Source organism: Burkholderia sp. Ax-1719 (genome assembly GCF_011753055.1).
In the GTDB taxonomy this organism is placed as follows: Bacteria; Pseudomonadota; Gammaproteobacteria; order Burkholderiales; family Burkholderiaceae; genus Paraburkholderia.
On sequence record NZ_VWWJ01000034.1, the window covers coordinates 1 to 19,895 of the forward strand.

Annotated in this window: 17 protein-coding genes; 8 read left to right on the forward strand and 9 right to left on the reverse strand. The window is 63.7% G+C overall.

Going from position 1 to position 19,895, the window contains the following annotated elements; all coding sequences use genetic code 11:
- Nucleotides 1-93 precede the first annotated feature (93 nt).
- The 6 genes from accC to F3J17_RS32495 all read left to right on the forward strand — a co-directional run bounded on the left by accC (nucleotide 94) and on the right by F3J17_RS32495 (nucleotide 6,256).
- Nucleotides 94-1,461 (forward strand): acetyl-CoA carboxylase biotin carboxylase subunit, encoded by a 1,368-nt coding sequence (accC, locus tag F3J17_RS32470; protein WP_167069384.1) that lies wholly within the window; start codon nucleotides 94-96, stop codon nucleotides 1,459-1,461.
- A gap of 3 nt (nucleotides 1,462-1,464) precedes the next feature.
- Nucleotides 1,465-2,361, forward strand: a complete 897-nt coding sequence (gene prmA, locus F3J17_RS32475; protein WP_167069386.1) for a 50S ribosomal protein L11 methyltransferase — start codon at nucleotides 1,465-1,467, stop codon at nucleotides 2,359-2,361.
- Nucleotides 2,362-2,469: 108 nt separating this feature from the next.
- Nucleotides 2,470-4,035 (forward strand): zinc-ribbon and DUF3426 domain-containing protein, encoded by a 1,566-nt coding sequence (locus F3J17_RS32480; protein ID WP_167069388.1) that lies wholly within the window; start codon nucleotides 2,470-2,472, stop codon nucleotides 4,033-4,035.
- Between the two features lie 141 nt (nucleotides 4,036-4,176).
- The gene (gene tpx, locus F3J17_RS32485) at nucleotides 4,177-4,677 is read left to right on the forward strand and encodes a thiol peroxidase (protein ID WP_103707258.1); all 501 of its coding nucleotides are present in this window, start codon (nucleotides 4,177-4,179) and stop codon (nucleotides 4,675-4,677) included.
- Nucleotides 4,678-4,779: 102 nt separating this feature from the next.
- A complete protein-coding gene (locus F3J17_RS32490; protein ID WP_167069390.1) occupies nucleotides 4,780-5,721 on the forward strand; it encodes a carbohydrate kinase family protein in 942 nt (313 codons plus the stop codon).
- Between the two features lie 58 nt (nucleotides 5,722-5,779).
- A complete protein-coding gene (locus F3J17_RS32495; RefSeq protein ID WP_167069392.1) occupies nucleotides 5,780-6,256 on the forward strand; it encodes a glycine zipper 2TM domain-containing protein in 477 nt (158 codons plus the stop codon).
- Between the two features lie 359 nt (nucleotides 6,257-6,615).
- On the opposite strand, the gene F3J17_RS32500 is transcribed toward F3J17_RS32495, so the two are convergent.
- The 7 genes from F3J17_RS32500 to ccsA form a co-directional block, all read right to left on the reverse strand.
- Nucleotides 6,616-7,287, reverse strand: a complete 672-nt coding sequence (locus F3J17_RS32500) for a histone H1-like DNA-binding protein (RefSeq protein WP_167069394.1) — start codon at nucleotides 7,285-7,287, stop codon at nucleotides 6,616-6,618.
- A 28-nt stretch (nucleotides 7,288-7,315) separates the two neighbouring features.
- Nucleotides 7,316-7,633, reverse strand: a complete 318-nt coding sequence (locus tag F3J17_RS36380) for a hypothetical protein (RefSeq protein WP_167069396.1) — start codon at nucleotides 7,631-7,633, stop codon at nucleotides 7,316-7,318.
- Between the two features lie 93 nt (nucleotides 7,634-7,726).
- Nucleotides 7,727-8,938: a ribonucleotide-diphosphate reductase subunit beta gene (locus F3J17_RS32510; protein ID WP_167069398.1), complete on the reverse strand. Its 1,212-nt coding sequence runs from the start codon at nucleotides 8,936-8,938 to the stop codon at nucleotides 7,727-7,729.
- 699 nt (nucleotides 8,939-9,637) lie between these two features.
- Nucleotides 9,638-12,616 (reverse strand): ribonucleoside-diphosphate reductase subunit alpha, encoded by a 2,979-nt coding sequence (locus tag F3J17_RS32515; protein ID WP_167069400.1) that lies wholly within the window; start codon nucleotides 12,614-12,616, stop codon nucleotides 9,638-9,640.
- A 556-nt stretch (nucleotides 12,617-13,172) separates the two neighbouring features.
- Nucleotides 13,173-13,790: a 1,6-anhydro-N-acetylmuramyl-L-alanine amidase AmpD gene (gene ampD / locus F3J17_RS32520; protein ID WP_167069402.1), complete on the reverse strand. Its 618-nt coding sequence runs from the start codon at nucleotides 13,788-13,790 to the stop codon at nucleotides 13,173-13,175.
- Nucleotides 13,787-14,125, reverse strand: a complete 339-nt coding sequence (locus tag F3J17_RS32525) for a PP0621 family protein (RefSeq protein ID WP_167069404.1) — start codon at nucleotides 14,123-14,125, stop codon at nucleotides 13,787-13,789. Before F3J17_RS32525 ends, ampD begins: the two co-directional genes overlap by 4 nt.
- Nucleotides 14,126-14,160: 35 nt before the next feature.
- Nucleotides 14,161-15,108 (reverse strand): cytochrome c biogenesis protein CcsA, encoded by a 948-nt coding sequence (gene ccsA / locus F3J17_RS32530; RefSeq protein WP_167069405.1) that lies wholly within the window; start codon nucleotides 15,106-15,108, stop codon nucleotides 14,161-14,163.
- A 99-nt stretch (nucleotides 15,109-15,207) separates the two neighbouring features.
- Here ccsA and ffh point away from each other — a divergent pair, with 99 nt between their 5' ends.
- Together ffh and F3J17_RS32540 are read left to right on the forward strand one after the other, a co-directional pair.
- The gene (gene ffh / locus F3J17_RS32535; protein ID WP_027817969.1) at nucleotides 15,208-16,575 is read left to right on the forward strand and encodes a signal recognition particle protein; all 1,368 of its coding nucleotides are present in this window, start codon (nucleotides 15,208-15,210) and stop codon (nucleotides 16,573-16,575) included.
- A 148-nt stretch (nucleotides 16,576-16,723) separates the two neighbouring features.
- Nucleotides 16,724-17,275, forward strand: coding sequence for a hypoxanthine-guanine phosphoribosyltransferase (locus tag F3J17_RS32540; RefSeq protein ID WP_027817970.1), 552 nt, complete (start codon nucleotides 16,724-16,726; stop codon nucleotides 17,273-17,275).
- A gap of 83 nt (nucleotides 17,276-17,358) precedes the next feature.
- Here the strand turns inward: F3J17_RS32540 and F3J17_RS32545 are convergent, their stop codons facing one another.
- Nucleotides 17,359-17,958 (reverse strand): MarC family protein, encoded by a 600-nt coding sequence (locus F3J17_RS32545; RefSeq protein WP_027817971.1) that lies wholly within the window; start codon nucleotides 17,956-17,958, stop codon nucleotides 17,359-17,361.
- Nucleotides 17,959-18,002: 44 nt separating this feature from the next.
- Nucleotides 18,003-19,739: a proline--tRNA ligase gene (locus F3J17_RS32550; RefSeq protein ID WP_167069407.1), complete on the reverse strand. Its 1,737-nt coding sequence runs from the start codon at nucleotides 19,737-19,739 to the stop codon at nucleotides 18,003-18,005.
- Nucleotides 19,740-19,895: the final 156 nt, after the last annotated feature.

Below are 19,895 nucleotides of genomic sequence, written 5' to 3' on the forward strand. Positions count from 1 at the left end.
TGCGCGGCCACCAGCGCCGCGCGCACCACCGGTCCTCCCTGGCGGCCCGCCTGCATTGCCATGCGGCGCCCATTGATGAGTCGAATACCCACCATGTTTGAAAAAATCCTAATCGCCAATCGTGGCGAAATCGCGCTGCGCATTCAGCGCGCGTGCCGCGAACTCGGCGTCAAGACGGTCGTCGTCTATTCGGAAGCCGACAAGGAAGCCAAGTACGTGAAGCTCGCCGATGAAGCCGTCTGTATCGGCCCGGCGCCTTCGAACCTGAGCTACCTGAACATGCCGGCGCTGATCAGCGCGGCGGAAGTGACGGACGCCGAGGCGATCCACCCCGGCTACGGCTTCCTGTCGGAAAACGCCGACTTCGCCGAGCGCGTCGAGCAATCGGGCTTCACCTTCATCGGTCCGCGTCCGGAAACCATCCGCATGATGGGCGACAAGGTCACGGCCAAGCAGACCATGATCAAGACCGGCGTGCCGTGCGTGCCGGGCTCGGAAGGCGCGCTGCCCGATGATCCGAAGGAAATCGTCAAGATCGCGCGCACGATCGGCTACCCGGTCATCATCAAGGCTTCGGGCGGCGGCGGCGGTCGCGGTATGCGCGTGGTGCACACGGAAGCGGCGCTCGTGAACGCGGTCAACATGACGCGTGAAGAAGCGGGCCGCGCCTTCGGCAACCCGCAGGTGTACATGGAGAAGTACCTGGAGAATCCGCGTCACATCGAGATTCAGGTGCTCTCCGATTCGTTCAAGAACGCCGTGTGGCTCGGCGAGCGTGACTGCTCGATGCAGCGCCGCCACCAGAAGGTGATCGAGGAAGCGCCGGCGCCGGGCATCGCGCGCCGCCTGCTCGACCGCATCGGCGACCGTTGCGCCGACGCCTGCAAGAAGATGGGCTATCTGGGCGCGGGCACGTTCGAATTCCTGTACGAAAACGGCGAGTTCTACTTCATCGAAATGAACACGCGCGTGCAGGTCGAGCACCCGGTCACCGAGCAGATCACCGGCATCGACATCGTGCAGGAACAGATCCGCATCGCCGCGGGCGAGAAGCTCGCGTTCCGCCAGCGCGATATCCAGCTGAAGGGCCACTCGATCGAGTGCCGTATCAACGCGGAAGATCCGTTCAAGTTCACGCCGTCGCCGGGCCGTCTGACCTCGTGGCACATGCCGGGCGGTCCTGGCGTGCGCGTCGACTCGCATGCCTACAATGGCTATTTCGTGCCGCCGAACTATGATTCGATGATCGGCAAGCTGATCACCTATGGCGCGACGCGCGAGCAGGCGATCCAGCGTATGCGCATCGCGCTGTCGGAAATGGTCGTGGAAGGCATTTCGACCAACATTCCGCTGCACCGCGAACTGATGCTCGATGCCAAGTTCGTCGAAGGCGGCACCAGCATTCACTACCTCGAAAGCCGTCTGGCCGAGCGTCAGGCTGTGAAGAAGGACGAAGCGTAATCCATGAGCTACCGGGAACTGATCGTCGAGCTTGAGCGCGACCGCGCGGAGGAACTCTCCGACGCGCTGCTTGAGCTTGGCGCCCTCTCGGTGTCGGTGGAAGACGCCGACGCCGACACGCCCGACGAGCAGCCGCTCTTCGGCGAGCCGGGCCTCACGCCCGAGCGCACCGCGTGGCAGCATTCGCGCGTGATCGCTCTGATCGGCGACGATCAGGATCCCGCCGTGCTGCTGGTGGCCGCGTGCAACGAGATGGGCCTGCCGGAAACGCCGAAGCACCAGCTTCGCGAAGTCGAGGAACAGGACTGGGTGCGTCTGACGCAGTCGCAGTTCGACCCGATTCCGATCGGCGAGCGCATCTGGGTCGTGCCCTCGTGGCATGACGCGCCGGACCCGAACGCGCTCGTGCTCGAACTCGATCCGGGCCTGGCCTTCGGCACGGGCAGCCATCCCACCACGCGTCTGTGCATGGAATGGCTGGAGCAGAACGTGCAGCCGGAAACGTCGCTGCTCGATTACGGCTGCGGCTCGGGCATCCTCGCGATTCTCGCGAAGAAGTGCGGCGCGAATCCGGTGATCGGCATCGACATCGACCCGCAGGCGGTCGAATCAGCGCGCCATAACAGCGAACGCAACCACGCGGACGTGACTTACGGCCTGCCGGACGATCTCCAGCCGGGCGAATTCGACATCGTCGTGGCCAACATTCTGTCGAATCCGCTCAAGCTGATGGCGTCGATGCTGTCGTCGCGCGTGAAGCCGGGTGGACGTATCGCGCTGTCGGGCATTCTGGCCCGTCAGGCCGACGAAGTGGCGCAGGTGTACGCGAAGTGGATCGATATCTCGGTCTGGCGCGAACACGAAGGCTGGGTCTGCCTGGCCGGTACGCGCCGCGCGTAACGCACCACGAAAGCCGCCCGCCCTACGGGGCGGCGGCTCAAGTCGTTAAGCGTCGTGGATTGCCATTAGAATGGCGGGTATCGCCAACCATCCGGGTCCACGGCACACATGCTCCTGGCCACGCGCTGCCCCTTCTGCGAAACCGTATTCCGAATCCAGCCGGCGCAGCTCGCCGCGCGCCGCGGCCTCGTGCGCTGCGGCCATTGCCAGGAAGCATTCGACGCAACGGGTAGCCTGTACGAGATGCCCGAAGGCGGCGATTTCGCGCTGGCTACGCCAGTTGCGGCCGATATCGCCGCAAGCCTGACGACGCCTGGCGCCGCTGCGGCGGCCACGCATGTAACGCACGCCGCACAGCCAATACACACCGAATCCGTTGTAGAGACGCTCAGCGAGACTGAGCCGGACGTGGCGCAGCAGCCGGATTCCGGGCCGACACCTGAGCAGGTGTCTGAGCACGAATCTGGGCACGCATCTGAGCCCGAACCCGGGCAGCAACCCGCCGCGCCCGGACACGCTTCGGAAGCCGCGCCGGAAAGCTTTGCGCAGATTCACGAAGCGGTTGTCGAGCCTGAATCTGCGCCTGAACCCGAGCCCGAGCCAGAACCGGCTCCCGCCCGCCCCGCTCCCCCGCCGAATTTCGCCGGAGCCGCCTGGGATCCGTGGGCTCCGTTGCCGGACAGCCACCTCGATCCGAGCCTGCAATACAACGCCGACCACCTGCCGCAGGCGAGCCTCGCTGCCGCCGCGACCAGCAAGCCGGCGCGCGACGCCGTCATGCGCGTGATTCACGACGACGAACCCACGTTCGCGTCCGAATCCGCCGTCGCGCAGGCCACGCCCGAAACACCCGCCGAACCCTTCCCGCCCGCCACGCGCTGGACGCGCGTCGAGCCCGAGCTGATCCCGCCCGAGCCGATCGCTCCGGGCAGCGCGCATCCGGGTCCCGCCGAGCCGACGCTTTCGTCGGGGGAAATCGCGCACAACGCGCCGCGCACACCCAGCGCCGATCCCGAACCGGCGCTGCGCCGTTCCACGGCCGTCACGGCGGCGCCGGCAGCCGGTGTGGCGGCAGTCGCCACACCGGCCACCACACCTGCCGCCACAGCGGCCCCCGCCTTCACCGCGCTCGACCCCAACGGCGGCGACGATCCCTTCGCGGTCACCCGTGAAACGCCCGCACGCGCGAAAGGCCATCCGGGCTGGCGCATTGTCGGCTCGCTGCTGGCGCTGGCGCTGGTCGTGCTGCTGGCATTGCAACTGGTCTGGTGGCAACGCGAAAGCGTGATGGTCTACTGGCCCGCTTCGCAGCCGATCTACCAGCAGGTCTGCGCGCAGCTTGGCTGCCACGTGAGCCCGCCGCGCGACATCGACGGCCTGCAGGTCCAGCCATCCGATCTGCGCCAGGTGGACGACCCGCATCATCTCGAACTGAAAGTGCCGCTGCGCAACCGCTTCCAGGTGGCGCTCGCCTACCCGGCGATCGAACTGACGCTGCTCGACCGCCAGAACAACGTGGTGCTGCGTCGCGTGCTCTGGCCGCAGGACTACGCGCCCCCCGGCACCCGCATCGACGCCGGTCTGCCCGCGCACACCACGCAGACGATGATCGTGCGCCTCGATACCGGCAACGTCATCGCATCGAATTTCCGCATCGAGATCTTCTATCCGTAGCGGCATTCGGTAACCGCGATCTGTAACCGCGCATCCCCGCGCGCGAGCGCGCCGCTCACACGATGCACGCTCGCGCGCCCCAGGCACCCGGCCACGCCGGGTGCGCCACTCACCACAACAGCTTTGAATCCGGAGAGCATCATGAGTCAAGTCACGCTAGGCGGTAACCCGATCGACGTCGCAGGCACCTTCCCGGCGCCGGGCCAGAAGGCCCCGTCGTTCTCGCTCGTCGGCAAGGATCTGAAGCCCGTCGCCCTCGCCGATTTCGCCGGCAAGCGCAAGGTCCTGAACATCGTGCCGAGCCTCGACACGCCGACCTGCGCCACCTCGACGCGCAAGTTCAACGAAGCCGCAGCGAACCTCGACAACACCGCTGTCGTCGTGATCTCGGGCGACCTGCCGTTCGCAGCCGGCCGCTTCTGCACGACCGAAGGCATCGAAAACGTCGTCACGGCGTCGACCTTCCGCGGCCATGAGTTCGCGCAAGCCTACGGCGTGGACATCACCAGCGGCCCGCTGACCGGCCTCACGGCGCGCGCCGTGGTCGTGATCGACGCTAACGACAACGTCGTGTACGCGGAACGCGTCGGCGAAATCAAGAACGAGCCGAACTACGACGCAGCACTCGCCGCGCTGAAGTAATCACGGACGGCGGCGCGCGCAGCGGCTTTGCAAAGACTCATCGAAACGACATCGCCCGCCGCGCCGCCCTCTTTCATCACACGCATCACAGGAATTCCCGCCTTGGCTACGCTCATTTGCGGCTCGCTCGCCTACGACAACATCATGACCTTCGAGGGTCGCTTCCGGGAGCACATCCTGCCCGAGCAGGTGCACATCCTGAACGTGAGCTTCCTCGTGCCGACGATGCGCCGCGAATTCGGCGGCTGCGCGGGCAATATCGGCTACTCGCTGCATCTGCTGGGCGGCGACGCGCGCATCATGGGCACGCTCGGCGCCAACGACGCGCAGCCCTACATGGACCGCTTCGCCTCGCTCGGCCTGAACACCGCGCACGTGGGCGTGCTGCCCGAAATGTGGTCGGCGCAGGCGATGATCACGACCGATCTCGAAAACAACCAGATCACCGCGTTCCACCCGGGCGCGATGATGCAATCGCACGTGAACAAGGCAGACGAAGCGCCCGGCATCAAGCTCGGCATCGTCGCGCCGGACGGCTTCGACGGCATGGTCCAGCACGTGGAGCAACTCGCAGCCGCAAAAATCCCGTTCGTCTTCGATCCGGGTCAAGGTTTGCCGCTGTTTGACGGTGCGTCGCTGCGTCGCGCGATTGAACTTGCGACCTATCTGACGGTCAACGATTACGAAGCCAATCTTGTCAGCCACCGCACCGGCTGGTCGATCGAAGAAATGGCCAGCAAGGTGGATGCGCTCATCATCACGCGCGGCGAGCAAGGCTCGCAGATCTACCACGACGGCCAGATCGAAGAGATTCCCGTTGTGCAGGCCGAACGCGTGCTCGACCCTACCGGTTGCGGCGACGCCTTCCGCGGCGGTCTGCTCTACGGCATCGAGAACAAGCTCGGCTGGGCAACCACCGGGCGTCTGGCCAGCCTGATGGGCGCGTTCAAGATCGAGCAACAAGGTCCGCAGAACTATGCGCCCACCAAGGCGCAGATCGAGGAACGATTCAAGGCGGCGTTCGGTTACGAACTGTCGCTCTAAACATGTAGCGCAGCGCCGCGGGAACGGCGTGCATTGAAGCGCATTGGAGTTACGGGAAATGAAAACAACAAATCGTCTGATTGTGGCCGTCATGATCGCGGGCTCGCTCGCCATGACGGGTTGTGCCTATAACAGCAGTTCCGCCGACGTGTATTCCGCCTCGCAGGCGCAGCGTGAAGCTACGGTGCGTATGGCCGTGGTCGAAAGCGTGCGTGCGGTGAAGATCAGCTCGAACAACGGCCAGCCTAGCGGTCTGGGCGCGGTCGGCGGCGGCGCGCTGGGCGCGGTGGCCGGCAGTGCGATCGGCGGCGGCCGCGGTTCGATCGTCACGGGCATCATCGGCGGCATTGCGGGCGCAGTGGCCGGCAATGCGGTCGAGAACGGCGTGGCGATGCACGACGGCCTCGAAATCACCGTGCGTCTGGATAACGGCGACTATCGCGCCATCACGCAGTCCGCCACTGGCGAAGTATTCCAGGCGGGCGACCGCGTGCGCCTGCTCTCGAGCGGCGGCGTGACGCGCGTGACGCACTAGGCTGTAGCTTGATTCACGCTGGCGTGTGCTCACCGCTCACGTCAGCAACCGATGACCGGTTTCCCCTGTACCGCAGCGCGGCGCTACGCGCCTAATCTGCGGAACCTCAGGCGCATGCTCTCCCCTGTGCATGCGCCTTTTTTCATGCCTGCGATTGGAGCCTGGCGCATGGGTCCATCGTTTGAGCAGCACGCGCCGATCAAAACACGCAGACGAAAAAAATCCCGTCGCGGATAACCCTGCGACGGGATTGCAGATCGAGCCTCGCGAGCAAGCCGCCAGGCCCGACCACCGAAGCACGCGTTGTTTAACTGACTCTCGCGTGCTTCGGCTTGTACTGCTTGTACAGCTCGAACGGCTTACGGGCGGCTGCCCGTCGGGAACGGCCATGCAGCAGCCGGGTTCAGAGCCGTCTTCACCGTTGCTGCGGGCGCAGCCGGTTGCGCAGCAGGAGCCGCAGGCGCAGCAGCGGCAGCCTTCTTCGCAGGCGCCTTGCGGGCAGCCTTCTTCGCAGCGGGCTTCTTGGCAGCAGGCGCGGCCTTCTTCGCAGGCGCAGCCTTCTTGGCAGCAGCCTTCTTCGCCGGTGCTGCCTTCTTGGCCGGTGCAGCCTTCTTCGCAGCAACCTTCTTCACTGCGACTTTCTTGGCTGCAACCTTCTTCACTGCGGCCTTCTTCGCCGGTGCTGCCTTCTTCGCGGCAACCTTCTTCACCGCGACTTTCTTGGCTGCAACCTTCTTCACTGCGGCCTTCTTCGCCGGTGCTGCCTTCTTCGCAGCAACCTTCTTCACGGCGACTTTCTTGGCTGCAACCTTCTTCGCTGCGACCTTCTTGGCCGGTGCTGCCTTCTTGGCCGGCGCTGCCTTCTTCGCAGCAACCTTCTTCGCCGGTGCTGCCTTCTTCGCAGCAACCTTCTTCACTGCTGCAACTTTCTTCACTGCGGCCTTCTTCGCCGGAGCAGCAGCAGCCTTCTTCACTGCAACCTTCTTCACTGCGGCTTTCTTGGCCGCCGGTTTCTTCTTGGCAAGTGCCATTTTTTTCTCCTTCAGGTTCAGATGAGAGTCAGTTCAAACTACACCCTTCGTCAAAACCCGCTTCCCGCAAACGCTTCTCAGGGCGCACGCTACAAAGCGGGCTATTCATCGGCGTACGCTGATCCCGCGCGCTTACGCTAATGAATGCGGTAAGGCGCGCCGTGTCCAATGACACGGCGCGCCAGGTCTTTCCGGCGTCGGCTACCGACACCGGGCAACGTTCGTTGAGGGCGCAAGCCACACGGCTCGCGCCTTTTTCCGGGGGGAAGTTTGCCCATCCCTCTGAAGGGTTCGCAAAGTGCCTTACACGTAGTTGAGCCGCCAGGGCTCCGGGCACGCTTTGCATCAGGCGTTCCTGCTCCTAATCGTCATGCCGGCGAAGGCGCTCGCGTAGCGCCTCGCGGCAACCCCAAATGACTGACTGCGCAGTGCGTCCGGGTCACTCCCAGGTCAGCGCACCGCCCGTCTGATACTCGATCACGCGCGTTTCGAAGAAGTTGCGTTCCTTCTTCAGGTCGATCATTTCGCTCATCCACGGGAACGGGTTTTCTTCGTTCGGGTACAGCGCGTCGAGGCCGATCTGCTGGCAGCGACGGTTGCAGATGAAGCGCAGATAGCTCTTGAACATCGACGCGTTCAGACCCAGCACGCCACGCGGCATGGTGTCTTCGGCGTAACGGTATTCGAGCTCGACCGCTTGCTTGAACAGTTCGGTGATTTCCGCGCGGAACGCCGGGGTCCACAGCTGCGGATTTTCGAGCTTGATCTGGTTGATCAGGTCGATGCCGAAATTGCAGTGCATCGACTCGTCGCGCAGGATGTACTGATACTGCTCAGCGGCGCCCGTCATCTTGTTCTGGCGGCCGAGTGCGAGGATCTGCGTGAAGCCCACATAGAAGAACAGGCCTTCCATGATGCAGGCGAACACGATCAGCGACTTGAGCAGCGTCTGGTCGGCTTCGAGCGTGCCGGTCTTGAACGAGGGGTCCGTGAGCGTCGTGATGAACGGGATCAGGAACTCGTCCTTGTCGCGGATCGACTTGACCTCGTGGTACGCGTTGAAGATCTCGCTTTCGTCCAGACCGAGCGATTCAACGATGTACTGGTACGCGTGCGTGTGGATCGCCTCTTCGAATGCCTGGCGCAGCAGGAACTGGCGGCATTCGGGCGCCGTGATGTGCCGGTAGGTACCGAGCACGATGTTATTGGCCGCGAGAGAGTCGGCGGTCACGAAGAAGCCGAGGTTGCGCTTCACGATGCGGCGCTCGTCCTCGGTCAGACCATTCGGGTCTTTCCACAGGGCGATGTCGCGCGACATGTTCACTTCCTGCGGCATCCAGTGATTCGCACAACCGGCCAGGTACTTTTCCCAGGCCCACTTGTACTTGAACGGGACCAACTGATTGACGTCGGTCTGACCGTTGATGATGCGCTTGTCGGCGACATTCACGCGGCCTTCGGTCGAGACCGGCGCCTGCGGCGGCGGAGCGACTGCGAAGTCGGCGGCGAAGATGTTTTGCGCCGAAGAGGACTGAGGAGCGGAGTGCATGCCCGGAGCAGAGACAGCCTGTCCCGCGAGGTTGCGCATTGCGTTTTGCTGCGCACCGCTCGACGGAGTTACGGCCGTGTTCTCGTCATCCCAGTTGAGCATAAATGTCACCATCAATTTAGAACGGTTTGTACCATCTTTTCGTGAGCGGTAAAAGGGTTCGCACACGAAAAAACCTGTTTTCGATTCGCGTTGCGACCTCGATACAACACTTTGTTATCGCATTGTCTCGATCGACTCGCGTGAACAGCGCGCAAGCTTCGCTTCTGCGTCGCTCGAGCGTCACTGTCATGACGCGTATCGTGGTCTTCGCGCAATCGTGAACGCAGATGAAAGAGGCTTCGTTTCGCGAGTGATTCACCTGGAGCTTCACTCACCGGCTGCGATCGTTTTACCGATCATGGCCTCGCTGTCTTTCGCTACGTTCGTCACGCGTCTGGCGTTGCTGCGAAATCCTGTCGATCGCGTTGTCTCGCTGCGCATTTCGCGTCGCATCTCGCATGTCCCGCGCGGCACATCCCGACTCTCATCACACACTGTAGTCACTCGCTCGCAAAAAACCCCAGGGATTCCTGAAGCCTCTTGTTCGCGGTGGTTCGCAATGCGCGTGCCGCGTCGCGTGTTGCACGTCGGCACTTCGTCGGGAGAGACAGGCGGCGCGCCTTGCGCGCACCGCCCTTCAAACGCTACGACTATCTACTATTGTTGACTACGGGTTACTGCTGTACTGCTCGCGGTCCTGCGTCATGCGCGCAGTGTTGCACTGCGCGCTGCCGCTTTGTGGCGAGCGGATCACCAGATTTACTGGCAAGCCTCGCACTCTTCGAAGCCGTCGTCGCCCGGACGCATCATGCACACCGGACCTTCCGCTTCCGGTGCGGCCTCGGCTGCCTGCTCGGGAGCCGAGTGCATCACCGTCGAACCACCGTTGCTCGCTGCGCCACCCGATGCGCCACCGAAAGCGCCACCTGCTGCGCCGCCGTTCGAGCCGCCCGTCGGCACCGCGTTGAGCGCGCCGTGAGCGACCGTCGATTTTTCGACGTGCGTTGCCGCCATCGTGCGCAGGTAGTACGTGGTCTTCAGGCCGCGCACCCATGCGAGCTTGTAGATCTCGTCGAGCTTCTTGCCCGATGCGCCCGCCATGAAGATGTTCAGCGACTGCGCCTGGTCGATCCACTTCTGACGGCGCGAGGCCGCTTCGACGAGCCACGTCGGATCGACTTCGAACGCCGTGGCGTACACCGCGCGCAGATCGGCCGGCACACGGTCGATGCGCGAGAGCATGCCGTCGAAGTACTTCAGGTCGGCGACCATGACTTCGTCCCACAGGCCGCGCGACTTCAGATCGCGAACGAGGTAGTCGTTCACCACCGTGAATTCGCCCGAGAGGTTCGACTTCACGTAGAGGTTCTGGAACGTCGGCTCGATACACGGCGACACGCCGATGATGTTCGAGATGGTCGCGGTCGGTGCGATCGCGATGCAGTTCGAGTTACGCATGCCGTGCGCGGCAATGCGCTCGCGCAGCGAGGTCCAGTCCATCGTCTCGCTCGTGTCGACTTCGACGTAACCGCCGCGAGCCTCTTCGAGCAGCTTGAGCGTGTCCTGCGGGAGGATGCCGCGATCCCACAGCGAGCCGCGGTAGGTCGAGTAACGGCCGCGCTCGGCTGCCAGTTCCGTCGACGCCCAGTAAGCGTAGTAGCAGACCGCTTCCATCGAACGATCGGCGAACTCAACCGCTTCTTGCGAAGCAAACGGCGTGCGCAGAACGTGCAGGCAGTCCTGGAAGCCCATGATGCCCATGCCGACCGGACGGTGCTTCAGGTTCGAGTTACGCGCCTTCGCCACTGCGTAGTAGTTGATGTCGATCACGTTGTCGAGCATGCGCATCGCCACGCCGATGGTGCGCTTGAGCTTCTCGTGGTCGAGTGCGAACGTGCCGTCGGCCTGTTCGATCATGTGCGCGACGAGGTTCACCGAACCCAGGTTACACACGGCGATTTCCGTGTCGCTGGTGTTCAGCGTGATTTCCGTGCACAGGTTCGACGAGTGGACGACGCCCACGTGCTGCTGCGGCGAGCGCACGTTGCACGGATCCTTGAACGTGATCCACGGGTGGCCCGTTTCGAACAGCATGCCCAGCATCTTGCGCCACAGTTGCGCGGCCGGCAGCTTCTTGAACAGCTTGATCTCGCCGCGCGCAGCCTTCTCTTCGTAAGCGACGTAAGCCTTTTCGAAATCGGCGCCGAACAGGTCGTGCAGATCCGGGCAGGTCGACGGCGAGAACAGCGTCCAGTCGCCGCCTTCCATCACGCGCTTCATGAACAGGTCGGGAATCCAGTTCGCCGTGTTCATGTCGTGCGTACGGCGACGGTCATCGCCCGTGTTCTTGCGCAGCTCGAGGAATTCTTCGATGTCCAGGTGCCACGTTTCCAGGTACGCGCAGACCGCGCCCTTGCGCTTGCCGCCCTGGTTGACCGCGACGGCCGTGTCGTTGACGACCTTCAGGAACGGCACCACGCCTTGCGACTTGCCGTTCGTGCCCTTGATGTGCGAACCGAGTGCACGCACGCGCGTCCAGTCGTTGCCCAGACCGCCAGCAAACTTCGACAGCAGTGCGTTGTCCTTCAGTGCTTCGTAGATGCCGTCGAGATCGTCGGCCACCGTCGTGAGGTAGCACGACGACAGCTGCGAGCGGTGCGTACCCGAGTTGAACAGCGTGGGCGTGGACGACATGAAGTCGAACGACGACAGCACGTTGTAGAACTCGATCGCGCGCGCTTCGCGGTCGATTTCGTTGAGCGACAGGCCCATCGCGACGCGCATGAAGAATGCCTGCGGCATTTCGATGCGCGTGCCGCCGACGTGCAGGAAGTAGCGGTCATACAGCGTCTGCAGGCCGAGGTAGCCAAACTGCAGGTCGCGGCCGGCGTCGAGCGCATTGCCCAGACGCTTGAGGTCGAACTGTTGCAGCTTGTCGTCGAGCAGGCCGGCTTCGACGCCGCGCTTGATGAACTGCGGGAAGTATTCAGCGTAGCGCCAGCCCATGTCGGCTTGCGTGACTTCTTCTTCCAGAATTTCGCGACGGATCGTGTGCAGCAGGATGCGCGACGTGACCTGGCTGTACGCCGGGTCCTTTTCGATCATCGTGCGTGCAGCCAGGATCGCCGAGTCATAGACCTGCGACATCGGCACGCCGTCGTACAGGTTCTTGACCGTTTCAGCGACGATCGGGTCGGCGCTCACGGCGTCGCCCAGACCTTCGGTTGCCGACACGATCAGCGCGTGCAGCGCGTTCATGTCGAGCGGGCGCGTGACGCCGTTGTCGGTCACGTTGATGCCAGGCGCTGCTGCCGCTTCGGGCGCATGCGTGCGTTCCTGGCTGCGCTTCTCGCGATACAGCACGTAGGCGCGCGCAACGTTGTGCTCGCCGCCGCGCATCAGCGCGAGTTCGACCTGATCCTGGATGTCTTCGATGTGGAACGTGCCGCCGTTCGGACGGCTGCGCACCAGTGCGCGCACGACGTTCTGCGTGAGTTGCTCGACGAGTTCGCGAACGCGCGCCGAAGCCGCACCCTGCCCGCCGTTGACGGCCAGGAATGCCTTGGTCATGGCGAGCGCGATCTTCGACGGCTCGAAGCCCACAACGCTGCCGTTACGGCGGATCACCTTATGGTCGGCGAACTGCGTCGCGCCGGTCTGGCCGTCCTGCGGCTGACCACCCAGCTGCGCGGCGGGCGCGCCTTCATACCGGGTCGAGACGTTATCGGTCGTTTGCATGTGCAAAGCTCCTGGTCCTGGAAATGTGCGAAGGGAATTCGCGAATTAATACGGATGCCGCGCCCCCGTGTGCGCGGACGATTGGGGGAGATGGGGGGTCAGCCTGGCGAGGCTGCCGGATGCGGCAAGGCAGATGAACCACGTAACGTTTCGGTTTGCATCGTGGATGCCGCGATCATGGCTGTACCCTTTTCTCTCGATATCAGCCGGTGCGCCGACCTTCTGGCCGACTGCACCGCACAATTTTTCCTATGCCGCTAATGCGCGCGGCGCCATGCTCGACCGAGCGGGGCGCCGCAGAACAACACAACATATGGTGTAAAGCCGTGCTTCGGGTACGAAGTATAGTGGAAGCGTCGAACAGTCAAAGAAGAAAATACGAAGAAAATTTAGGCCTGGAGTCTTGACAGGGCGTGAAGCCCAGACGGCGCGGGCATTTGCGCGCGATGCCCGTTTCCATGCGTCGAAAAAGCCCATACGCCCCGCTACGGTTAGTGCGGCAGAGGGCCTTCTGTTTAGTTGCGCTTCACTGCGTCAAGACGTCGCTGACGACGCTTCACGCACCATCGCGCGGATAAAGATAGGGAAAGAACACATCGCCCAATTGCGTCTCTTGCTGCAAACGCGCCCAGTCGAAGTGCGGCCCCGGATCGGTCTTGCGACCCGGCGCGATATCCGAGTGCCCCGCCAGCGAGTCGATCGGATAGTGCGCGCACAGCGCCCGCACGAGGGGCGCGAGTGTCGCATATTGCGCGGCTTCGAAGGGCTTCGTATCGCTGCCTTCGAGTTCGATGCCGATCGAAAAATCGTTGCAACGCTCGCGTCCGAAGAAGCTCGACAGCCCCGCGTGCCAGGCGCGCTCGTCGCAGGAGACGAACTGTTCGAGCGTACCGTCGCGGTGGATCACGAAATGCGCCGACACGCGCACGCCGCGCAGATGCGTATCGAAGTACGGATGCGCGTCGCAATCGAGGCGATTGAGGAACAGGTCGGCGATTTCCGGACCGCCGAAGGTATCGGGCGGCAAGCTGATGTTGTGCACGACGATGAGCGTCGGCACCGCGCCATCGGGACGTGCTTCGAAATTCGGTGACGGCAGACGCTGCGCGGGAGCAACCCACCCCTGCGCATCGACCGCGTACGCAGGCGTATCCGGTGCTACGGCATGACTCATCGCGCGGGACGATCCTGGGTGGTCTTGCGCGCATCGTAAGCGCGCGCGTGCGCGGCGCTACAGAAGTGCTGCGCGCCCACGCTCACCGATTCGCTGCGCGGCGCGTGCACTCCGCACTCGGCGCAACGCACCATCGGCTCGGCGAGTGCGTTGCCGCTCGTGCCAGCGTTCGCGTCATTCGCACCGCCATTCGCACCGCCATTCGCGCGCCACGCGCCCTGCCCCTGCTGACGCGGATCCGCGCCGGGACGCGCTTGCGGCTGCGCGCGGCGCAGCGTTTTGACGAACCACTGCCCGACGAAGAACAGCAGGATCAGGAGAAGAATCTGTCGCATGAGATTAAGCGGAAATCAGACGATGAAGGCGCGCATCAGACCACGGGACGATGCAGCAGCACTTCGAACACAAAGCGGCTGCCGACATACGCCAGCAGCAGCGCGACAAACGACGCGATCACCCAGCGCAGCGCCGAGCGGCCACGCCAGCCCGAAATCTTGCGCGCCGTGAGCAGCGTGCCGAACATCAGCCAAGAGAGGATCGCGAACACCGTCTTGTGATCGAGCGAAAGCGGACGATCGATCAACTGCTCGCTGAACACGATGCCCGTCACCAGCGTGGCGGTGAGCAGCACGAAGCCCGCGCCGATCAGACGGAACAGCAGCTTTTCCATCGTCAGCAGCGGTGGCAGCGTTTCGATCCAGTTCGACAGCCAGCCGCCGCCCTTGTTGCCGGCGTTGCGCTGGAAGCCCGCGCCCTTGAGCGCATGCAGACGGCGCTCGACGGCAAGCATCAGCACGGCGTGCAGCGCGGCGATGGCGAACAGACCATAGGCCACGTTGGCGATCACGAAGTGCAGCTTGAAGAGCGGCGCGGCCGCATACGGCAGCACGCGCACGCCGCCAAACACGAGCGGCAGAATCGACGCGATAGCCGCGAGCGGAAGCAGCAGCAGGCGCAGGCCGTCGAGCGAAAAGAAAAAGCTCTCGATCCAGTAGATCACCGCGCCAAGCCAGAACATCGCCGACAACGCGAAGGCGAAGCCGAAGATCATCTCGTTGGCGGGGAAGATCGTCATGTGCAGCAGCAGGCCGTGCGCCGCAAGCGCGACGAACAGCAGCGCACGCGAAAGCATGCCGAAGCTGCGCGCACGCGAGGCTTCGGCGCCCGCGCCAGCAGGGCCCGCGAGACCGACCGCCAGCGGCACCGGCGGCACGCTGCCAAAGAGCGGCTCGACGCTGGCGCGGCGCAATGCGCGCCAGTCGGCTGCGCACAGACCGCCGTACAAGAGTACGGTGAGGGCATACAGTACAATATCCATGTTCGAAGTTTACTATAGGCCCCCTGGCCGCGCGGGATCGCGACGAAACGCGCCGCTCTCCCGCTCCACGCACCGGGCCGCACTGCTCACCGCCTCCCCATGCTCGACAATCTCACTCAACGGATGGCGCGCGTCGTCAAGACGCTGCGCGGCGAAGCCCGGCTGACCGAAGCCAATACGCAGGAAATGCTGCGCGAGGTCCGTCTCGCGCTGCTCGAAGCGGACGTGGCGCTGCCCGTCGTGCGCGAATTCATCGCCAAGGTCAAGGAAAAGGCGCTGGGCGAAGAAGTCATCAGCAGCCTCTCGCCGGGCCAGGCGCTCGTCGGCGTGGTGCAACGCGAGCTGACCGCCGTGATCGGCGGCGACTACGAAGGCAAGGCCGTCGAGCTGAACCTCGCTGTCACGCCGCCCGCCGTCATCCTCATGGCCGGTCTGCAGGGCGCGGGTAAGACCACCACGGTCGGCAAGCTGGCCAAGCTCCTGCGCGAAAAGTACAAGAAGAAGGTCCTGACCGTTTCCTGTGACGTCTACCGCCCTGCCGCTATCGCGCAGTTGAAGACGGTGACGGAACAGGTCGGTGCCGACTTCTTCCCGTCGCAGCCCGACCAGAAGCCGGTCGATATCGCCGCCGCCGCCGTGGACTGGGCCAAGCGCCATTACCACGACGTGCTGCTCGTCGACACGGCCGGCCGCCTCGGTATCGACGAGGCGATGATGAACGAAATCACCGCGCTGCACGCCTCGCTCAAGCCGGCGGAAACGCTGTTCGTGGTCGACGCCATGCTCGGTCAGGACGCGGTCAACACGGCCAAGGCGTTCAACGACGCCCTGCCGCTCACCGGCGTCGTGCTCACCAAGCTCGACGGCGACTCCCGCGGCGGCGCGGCGCTCTCCGTGCGCCACATCACCGGCAAGCCGATCAAGTTCGTCGGCGTGGCGGAAAAGCTCGACGGTCTGGAAGTGTTCCACCCGGACCGCATGGCCAATCGTATTCTCGGCATGGGCGACATTCTCGCCCTCGTCGAAGAAGCGCAGCGCGGCGTGGACGTTCAAGCCGCCCAGAAGCTCGCCGACAAGGTCAAGAAAGGCGGCGACTTCGACCTCAACGATTTCCGCGCGCAGCTCACGCAGATGAAGAGCATGGGCGGCCTCTCGTCGCTCATGGACAAGCTGCCCGCGCAGTTCCAGCAGGCTGCCTCGGGCGCCAACATGGGCCAGGCCGAAAAGCAGATGCGCCGCATGGAAGGCATCATCAATTCGATGACCGCCCAGGAGCGCGCCAAGCCCGATCTCATCAAGGCCACGCGCAAGCGCCGCATTGCGGCGGGCGCGGGCGTGCAGGTGCAGGAAGTGAACCGTCTGCTCAACCAGTACGACCAGATGCGCACCATGATGAAGAAGCTCAAGGGCGGCAATCTGCAGAAGATGATGCGCGGCATGAAGGGCATGATGCCCGGCATGCGTTGATCGACGCTCTTATAGTTTGATGCGGGCCGCACAACGGCCCGAACCGACGCGGCGCGCGAGCTGGACCATGAAGCGCGGGTTTTTGCTGTAGCGCGCGCCGTCGTTATTTTCCACACTGAATAGCTACAGCCACCGCCCCGCCAGAGTCATGAATCGCGAAGAAGCCCTCCATATTTTCCGCCACTCCGAAGAAATCGTTTCGGTGAGCGAGGTCAATGCGTCGATCGGCCGGATGGCCGAAGCCATTCGCGCCGATATCAGCGAGGACTTCCCGCTCGTGCTGTCGGTGATGGGCGGCGCGGCCGTGTTCACCGGCATGCTGCTGCCACACCTCGATTTCCCGCTCGAATTCGACTACATCCACCTCACGCGCTATCGCAACGCCATCAAGGGCAGCGCGGAGATGCAATGGCGCGTCGCGCCGCGCGAGTCGGTGAAGGACCGCGTCGTGCTCGTGCTCGACGACATCCTCGATGAAGGCGAAACCATGGCCGCGATCCGCGACCGCATCATGGACATGGGCGCGAAGCGTTTCCTCTCGGCCGTGCTGTGCGAGAAGATCATCCCGAAAGCCAAGCCGCTGCATCCGGATTACTGCGGCTTTTCGGTGCCGGACCGTTATGTGTTCGGATGCGGCATGGACGCGAAGGGTTACTGGCGCAATCTGCCGACCATTCGCGCACTGACCGAGGGTGCGTAACTGGGCGGATAAGCCCGCCACATTGGCACGCCAATAAAAAAAGCCGCTTCAACCGAAGCGGCTTTTTTGTTGCCTGCGTGGCATCAGAGGTGATGCACGAACGCGGCGATCCCCGCGAGTATCATCTCCACCGAAATCGCCACCAGCACGAGCCCCATCAGGCGCTCGAACGCCGTCACCACCCGCTCGCCGAGCCACTGCTGGATACGCTCCGCCAGCACCAGCACGATCGCGCAGATCGCCATCGTCACGATCAGAGCGCCGATCCATTCGAACAGTTTGCCCGGCGCCTGCGACGTCAGCAGCATCACCGTGGCCAGCGCCGACGGCCCCGCCAGCGCAGGAATCGCCAGCGGCACGATGAGCGGCTCGCCGCCTTTATCGCCACCGCCGAACGGGCCGCCTGGATGCGGGAAGATCATGCGCAGCGCGATCAGAAACAGTACGATGCCGCCGCCGATGCGCAGCGACGTATCCGTGAGCCCCATCATGCGCAGAAAGCCGTTACCGGCCACCATGAAGATGAGCAGGATCACGAACGCAATCGCCACCTCGCGCAGGATCACGATCGCCCGACGCTCCCGCGCCACATGATGCAGGCAGCCGATGAAGAGCGGAATGTTGCCGAGCGGATCGGTGATGAGCAGCAGCAGGATCGTCGCGGACAGGAAGCTGTATTCCACGTTCGCAACGCTCCTTTAGCTGAGGTGAATGATGATGAAATGCATCAAGCCTGAAGCGCGGCCTTGACCTTCTGCGCGACCGTCGCTGCGGCTTCTTCGGCCGGCAGCAGCGTGGCTTCGGTGTCACGGCGGCCCTGGTACTCGATCTTGCCTTCCTTCAGGCCACGATCGCCGATCACCAGACGATGCGGCACGCCGATCAGTTCCCAGTCGGCGAACATCACGCCCGGGCGCTCGCCGCGATCGTCGAGGATCACGTCGATGCCGGCTTCGACCAGTTCGTTGTACACACGTTCGGCGTGCTCGCGCACGAGTTCGCTGCGGTCCAGACCCATCGGGCACACGACCACCTGGAACGGTGCGATCGACTCCGGCCAGATGATGCCCTTCTCGTCGAAGTTCTGCTCGATCGCCGCGCCCAGTATACGCGTGACGCCAATGCCGTAGCAGCCCATCTGCATCGGCGCGGGCTTGCCGTTTTCCGCGAGGAACGTCGCACCCATGGCTTCCGAGTACTTGGTGCCGAGCTGGAACACGTGGCCCACTTCGATGCCGCGGCAGATGTCGATCACACCCTTGCCGTCCGGCGAGGGATCGCCCTTCTTCACGTTGCGGATGTCGGCGACGACCGGTTCCGGCAGATCGCGGCCCCAGTTCACGCCCGTGGTGTGGAAGTCCACATCGTTCGAGCCGACCACGAAGTCGCTCATGTTCGCGACCGTACGGTCCGCGATCACCTTGACCGGCTTCTTCGTATTGAGCGGGCCGAGATAACCCGGCGGCGTGCCGAACCACTCGATGATTTCGGCTTCGGTTGCCATTCGGAAGCCCTTGAGGCCTTCGAGCTTGCCAGCCTTGATCTCGTTCAGATCGTGATCGCCGCGCAGCATCAGCAGCCAGATCGTCGGTTCGGCGCCTTCGTTGTCGGTTGCCAGAATGATCGACTTGATGGTCTTTTCGAGCGGAATGTCGAGCAGCTTCGCGACGGCTTCGCACTTCGCGGCACCCGGCGTCGAGGTCTTCGTGAGCGCTTCGGCGGGCGCTGCGCGTTCGGCGATCAGCGGCAGCGCTTCAGTCGCTTCGACGTTGGCGGCGAAATCCGAATCCGGGCAGTAAGCGATGTCGTCCTCGCCCGTTTCGGCGATGACGTGGAATTCGTGCGAGCCGCTGCCGCCGATCGAGCCGTTATCGGCCACGACTGCGCGGAAGTTCAGGCCCAGGCGCGTGAAGATGCGCACGTAGGCGTCGTACATCTTCTCGTACGACAGCTTCAGACCGTCGACGTCCTTATCGAACGAGTACGCGTCCTTCATGATGAATTCGCGGCCACGCATCACGCCAAAACGGGGACGGATTTCGTCGCGGAACTTCGTCTGCACCTGGTAGAAGTTCACCGGCATCTGACGGTAGCTCTTGATCTGGTTGCGCGCGATGTCGGTGACGACTTCCTCATGCGTCGGACCCATCACGAAATCGGTCTGCTTGCGATCCTTGAAGCGCAGCAGTTCCGGCCCGTATTGCTCCCAGCGACCCGATTCCTGCCAGAGTTCGGCCGGCTGCACCGCCGGCATCAGCAGTTCGATGGCGCCCGCGCGGTTCATTTCCTCGCGCACGATCTGCTCGACCTTGCGGATCGAACGCAGGCCAACCGGCAGATAGTTGTAAATGCCGCCCGCAACGCGACGGATCATGCCGGCGCGGATCATCAACTTGTGGCTGACGATTTCGGCGTCAGCCGGCGCTTCCTTGAGGGTGCCGATAAAGAAACGGGAGGCTTTCATTCAGAGTTTTTTCCAAAAGCGGCGGCAACGGGAGGCCGCGCGAAAGAGTCCAACGGTGGAGATCACAGACCCGACATTATGACAACGCCCCGGGCGCCGCGCAGGTGCAGCCCGCGGGCGGCGCTGCGAACGGTTTTTGCGCCTTCGTGACAAAAC

Excerpts from the sequence above, each read along its gene's own strand:
- tpx (WP_103707258.1), top strand. The coding sequence starts at position 4,177 with ATGAGTCAAGTCACGCTAGGCGGTAACCCGATCGACGTCGCAGGCACC.
- F3J17_RS32515 (WP_167069400.1), bottom strand. The coding sequence starts at position 12,616 with ATGCAAACGACCGATAACGTCTCGACCCGGTATGAAGGCGCGCCCGCC.
- ampD (WP_167069402.1), bottom strand. The coding sequence starts at position 13,790 with ATGAGTCATGCCGTAGCACCGGATACGCCTGCGTACGCGGTCGATGCG.
- F3J17_RS32500 (WP_167069394.1), bottom strand. The coding sequence starts at position 7,287 with ATGGCACTTGCCAAGAAGAAACCGGCGGCCAAGAAAGCCGCAGTGAAG.
- F3J17_RS36380 (WP_167069396.1), bottom strand. The coding sequence starts at position 7,633 with ATGCAAAGCGTGCCCGGAGCCCTGGCGGCTCAACTACGTGTAAGGCAC.
- F3J17_RS32550 (WP_167069407.1), bottom strand. The coding sequence starts at position 19,739 with ATGAAAGCCTCCCGTTTCTTTATCGGCACCCTCAAGGAAGCGCCGGCT.
- accC (WP_167069384.1), top strand. The coding sequence starts at position 94 with ATGTTTGAAAAAATCCTAATCGCCAATCGTGGCGAAATCGCGCTGCGC.
- prmA (WP_167069386.1), top strand. The coding sequence starts at position 1,465 with ATGAGCTACCGGGAACTGATCGTCGAGCTTGAGCGCGACCGCGCGGAG.
- ffh (WP_027817969.1), top strand. The coding sequence starts at position 15,208 with ATGCTCGACAATCTCACTCAACGGATGGCGCGCGTCGTCAAGACGCTG.
- ccsA (WP_167069405.1), bottom strand. The coding sequence starts at position 15,108 with ATGGATATTGTACTGTATGCCCTCACCGTACTCTTGTACGGCGGTCTG.
- F3J17_RS32495 (WP_167069392.1), top strand. The coding sequence starts at position 5,780 with ATGAAAACAACAAATCGTCTGATTGTGGCCGTCATGATCGCGGGCTCG.
- F3J17_RS32510 (WP_167069398.1), bottom strand. The coding sequence starts at position 8,938 with ATGCTCAACTGGGATGACGAGAACACGGCCGTAACTCCGTCGAGCGGT.
- F3J17_RS32525 (WP_167069404.1), bottom strand. The coding sequence starts at position 14,125 with ATGCGACAGATTCTTCTCCTGATCCTGCTGTTCTTCGTCGGGCAGTGG.
- F3J17_RS32540 (WP_027817970.1), top strand. The coding sequence starts at position 16,724 with ATGAATCGCGAAGAAGCCCTCCATATTTTCCGCCACTCCGAAGAAATC.
- F3J17_RS32480 (WP_167069388.1), top strand. The coding sequence starts at position 2,470 with ATGCTCCTGGCCACGCGCTGCCCCTTCTGCGAAACCGTATTCCGAATC.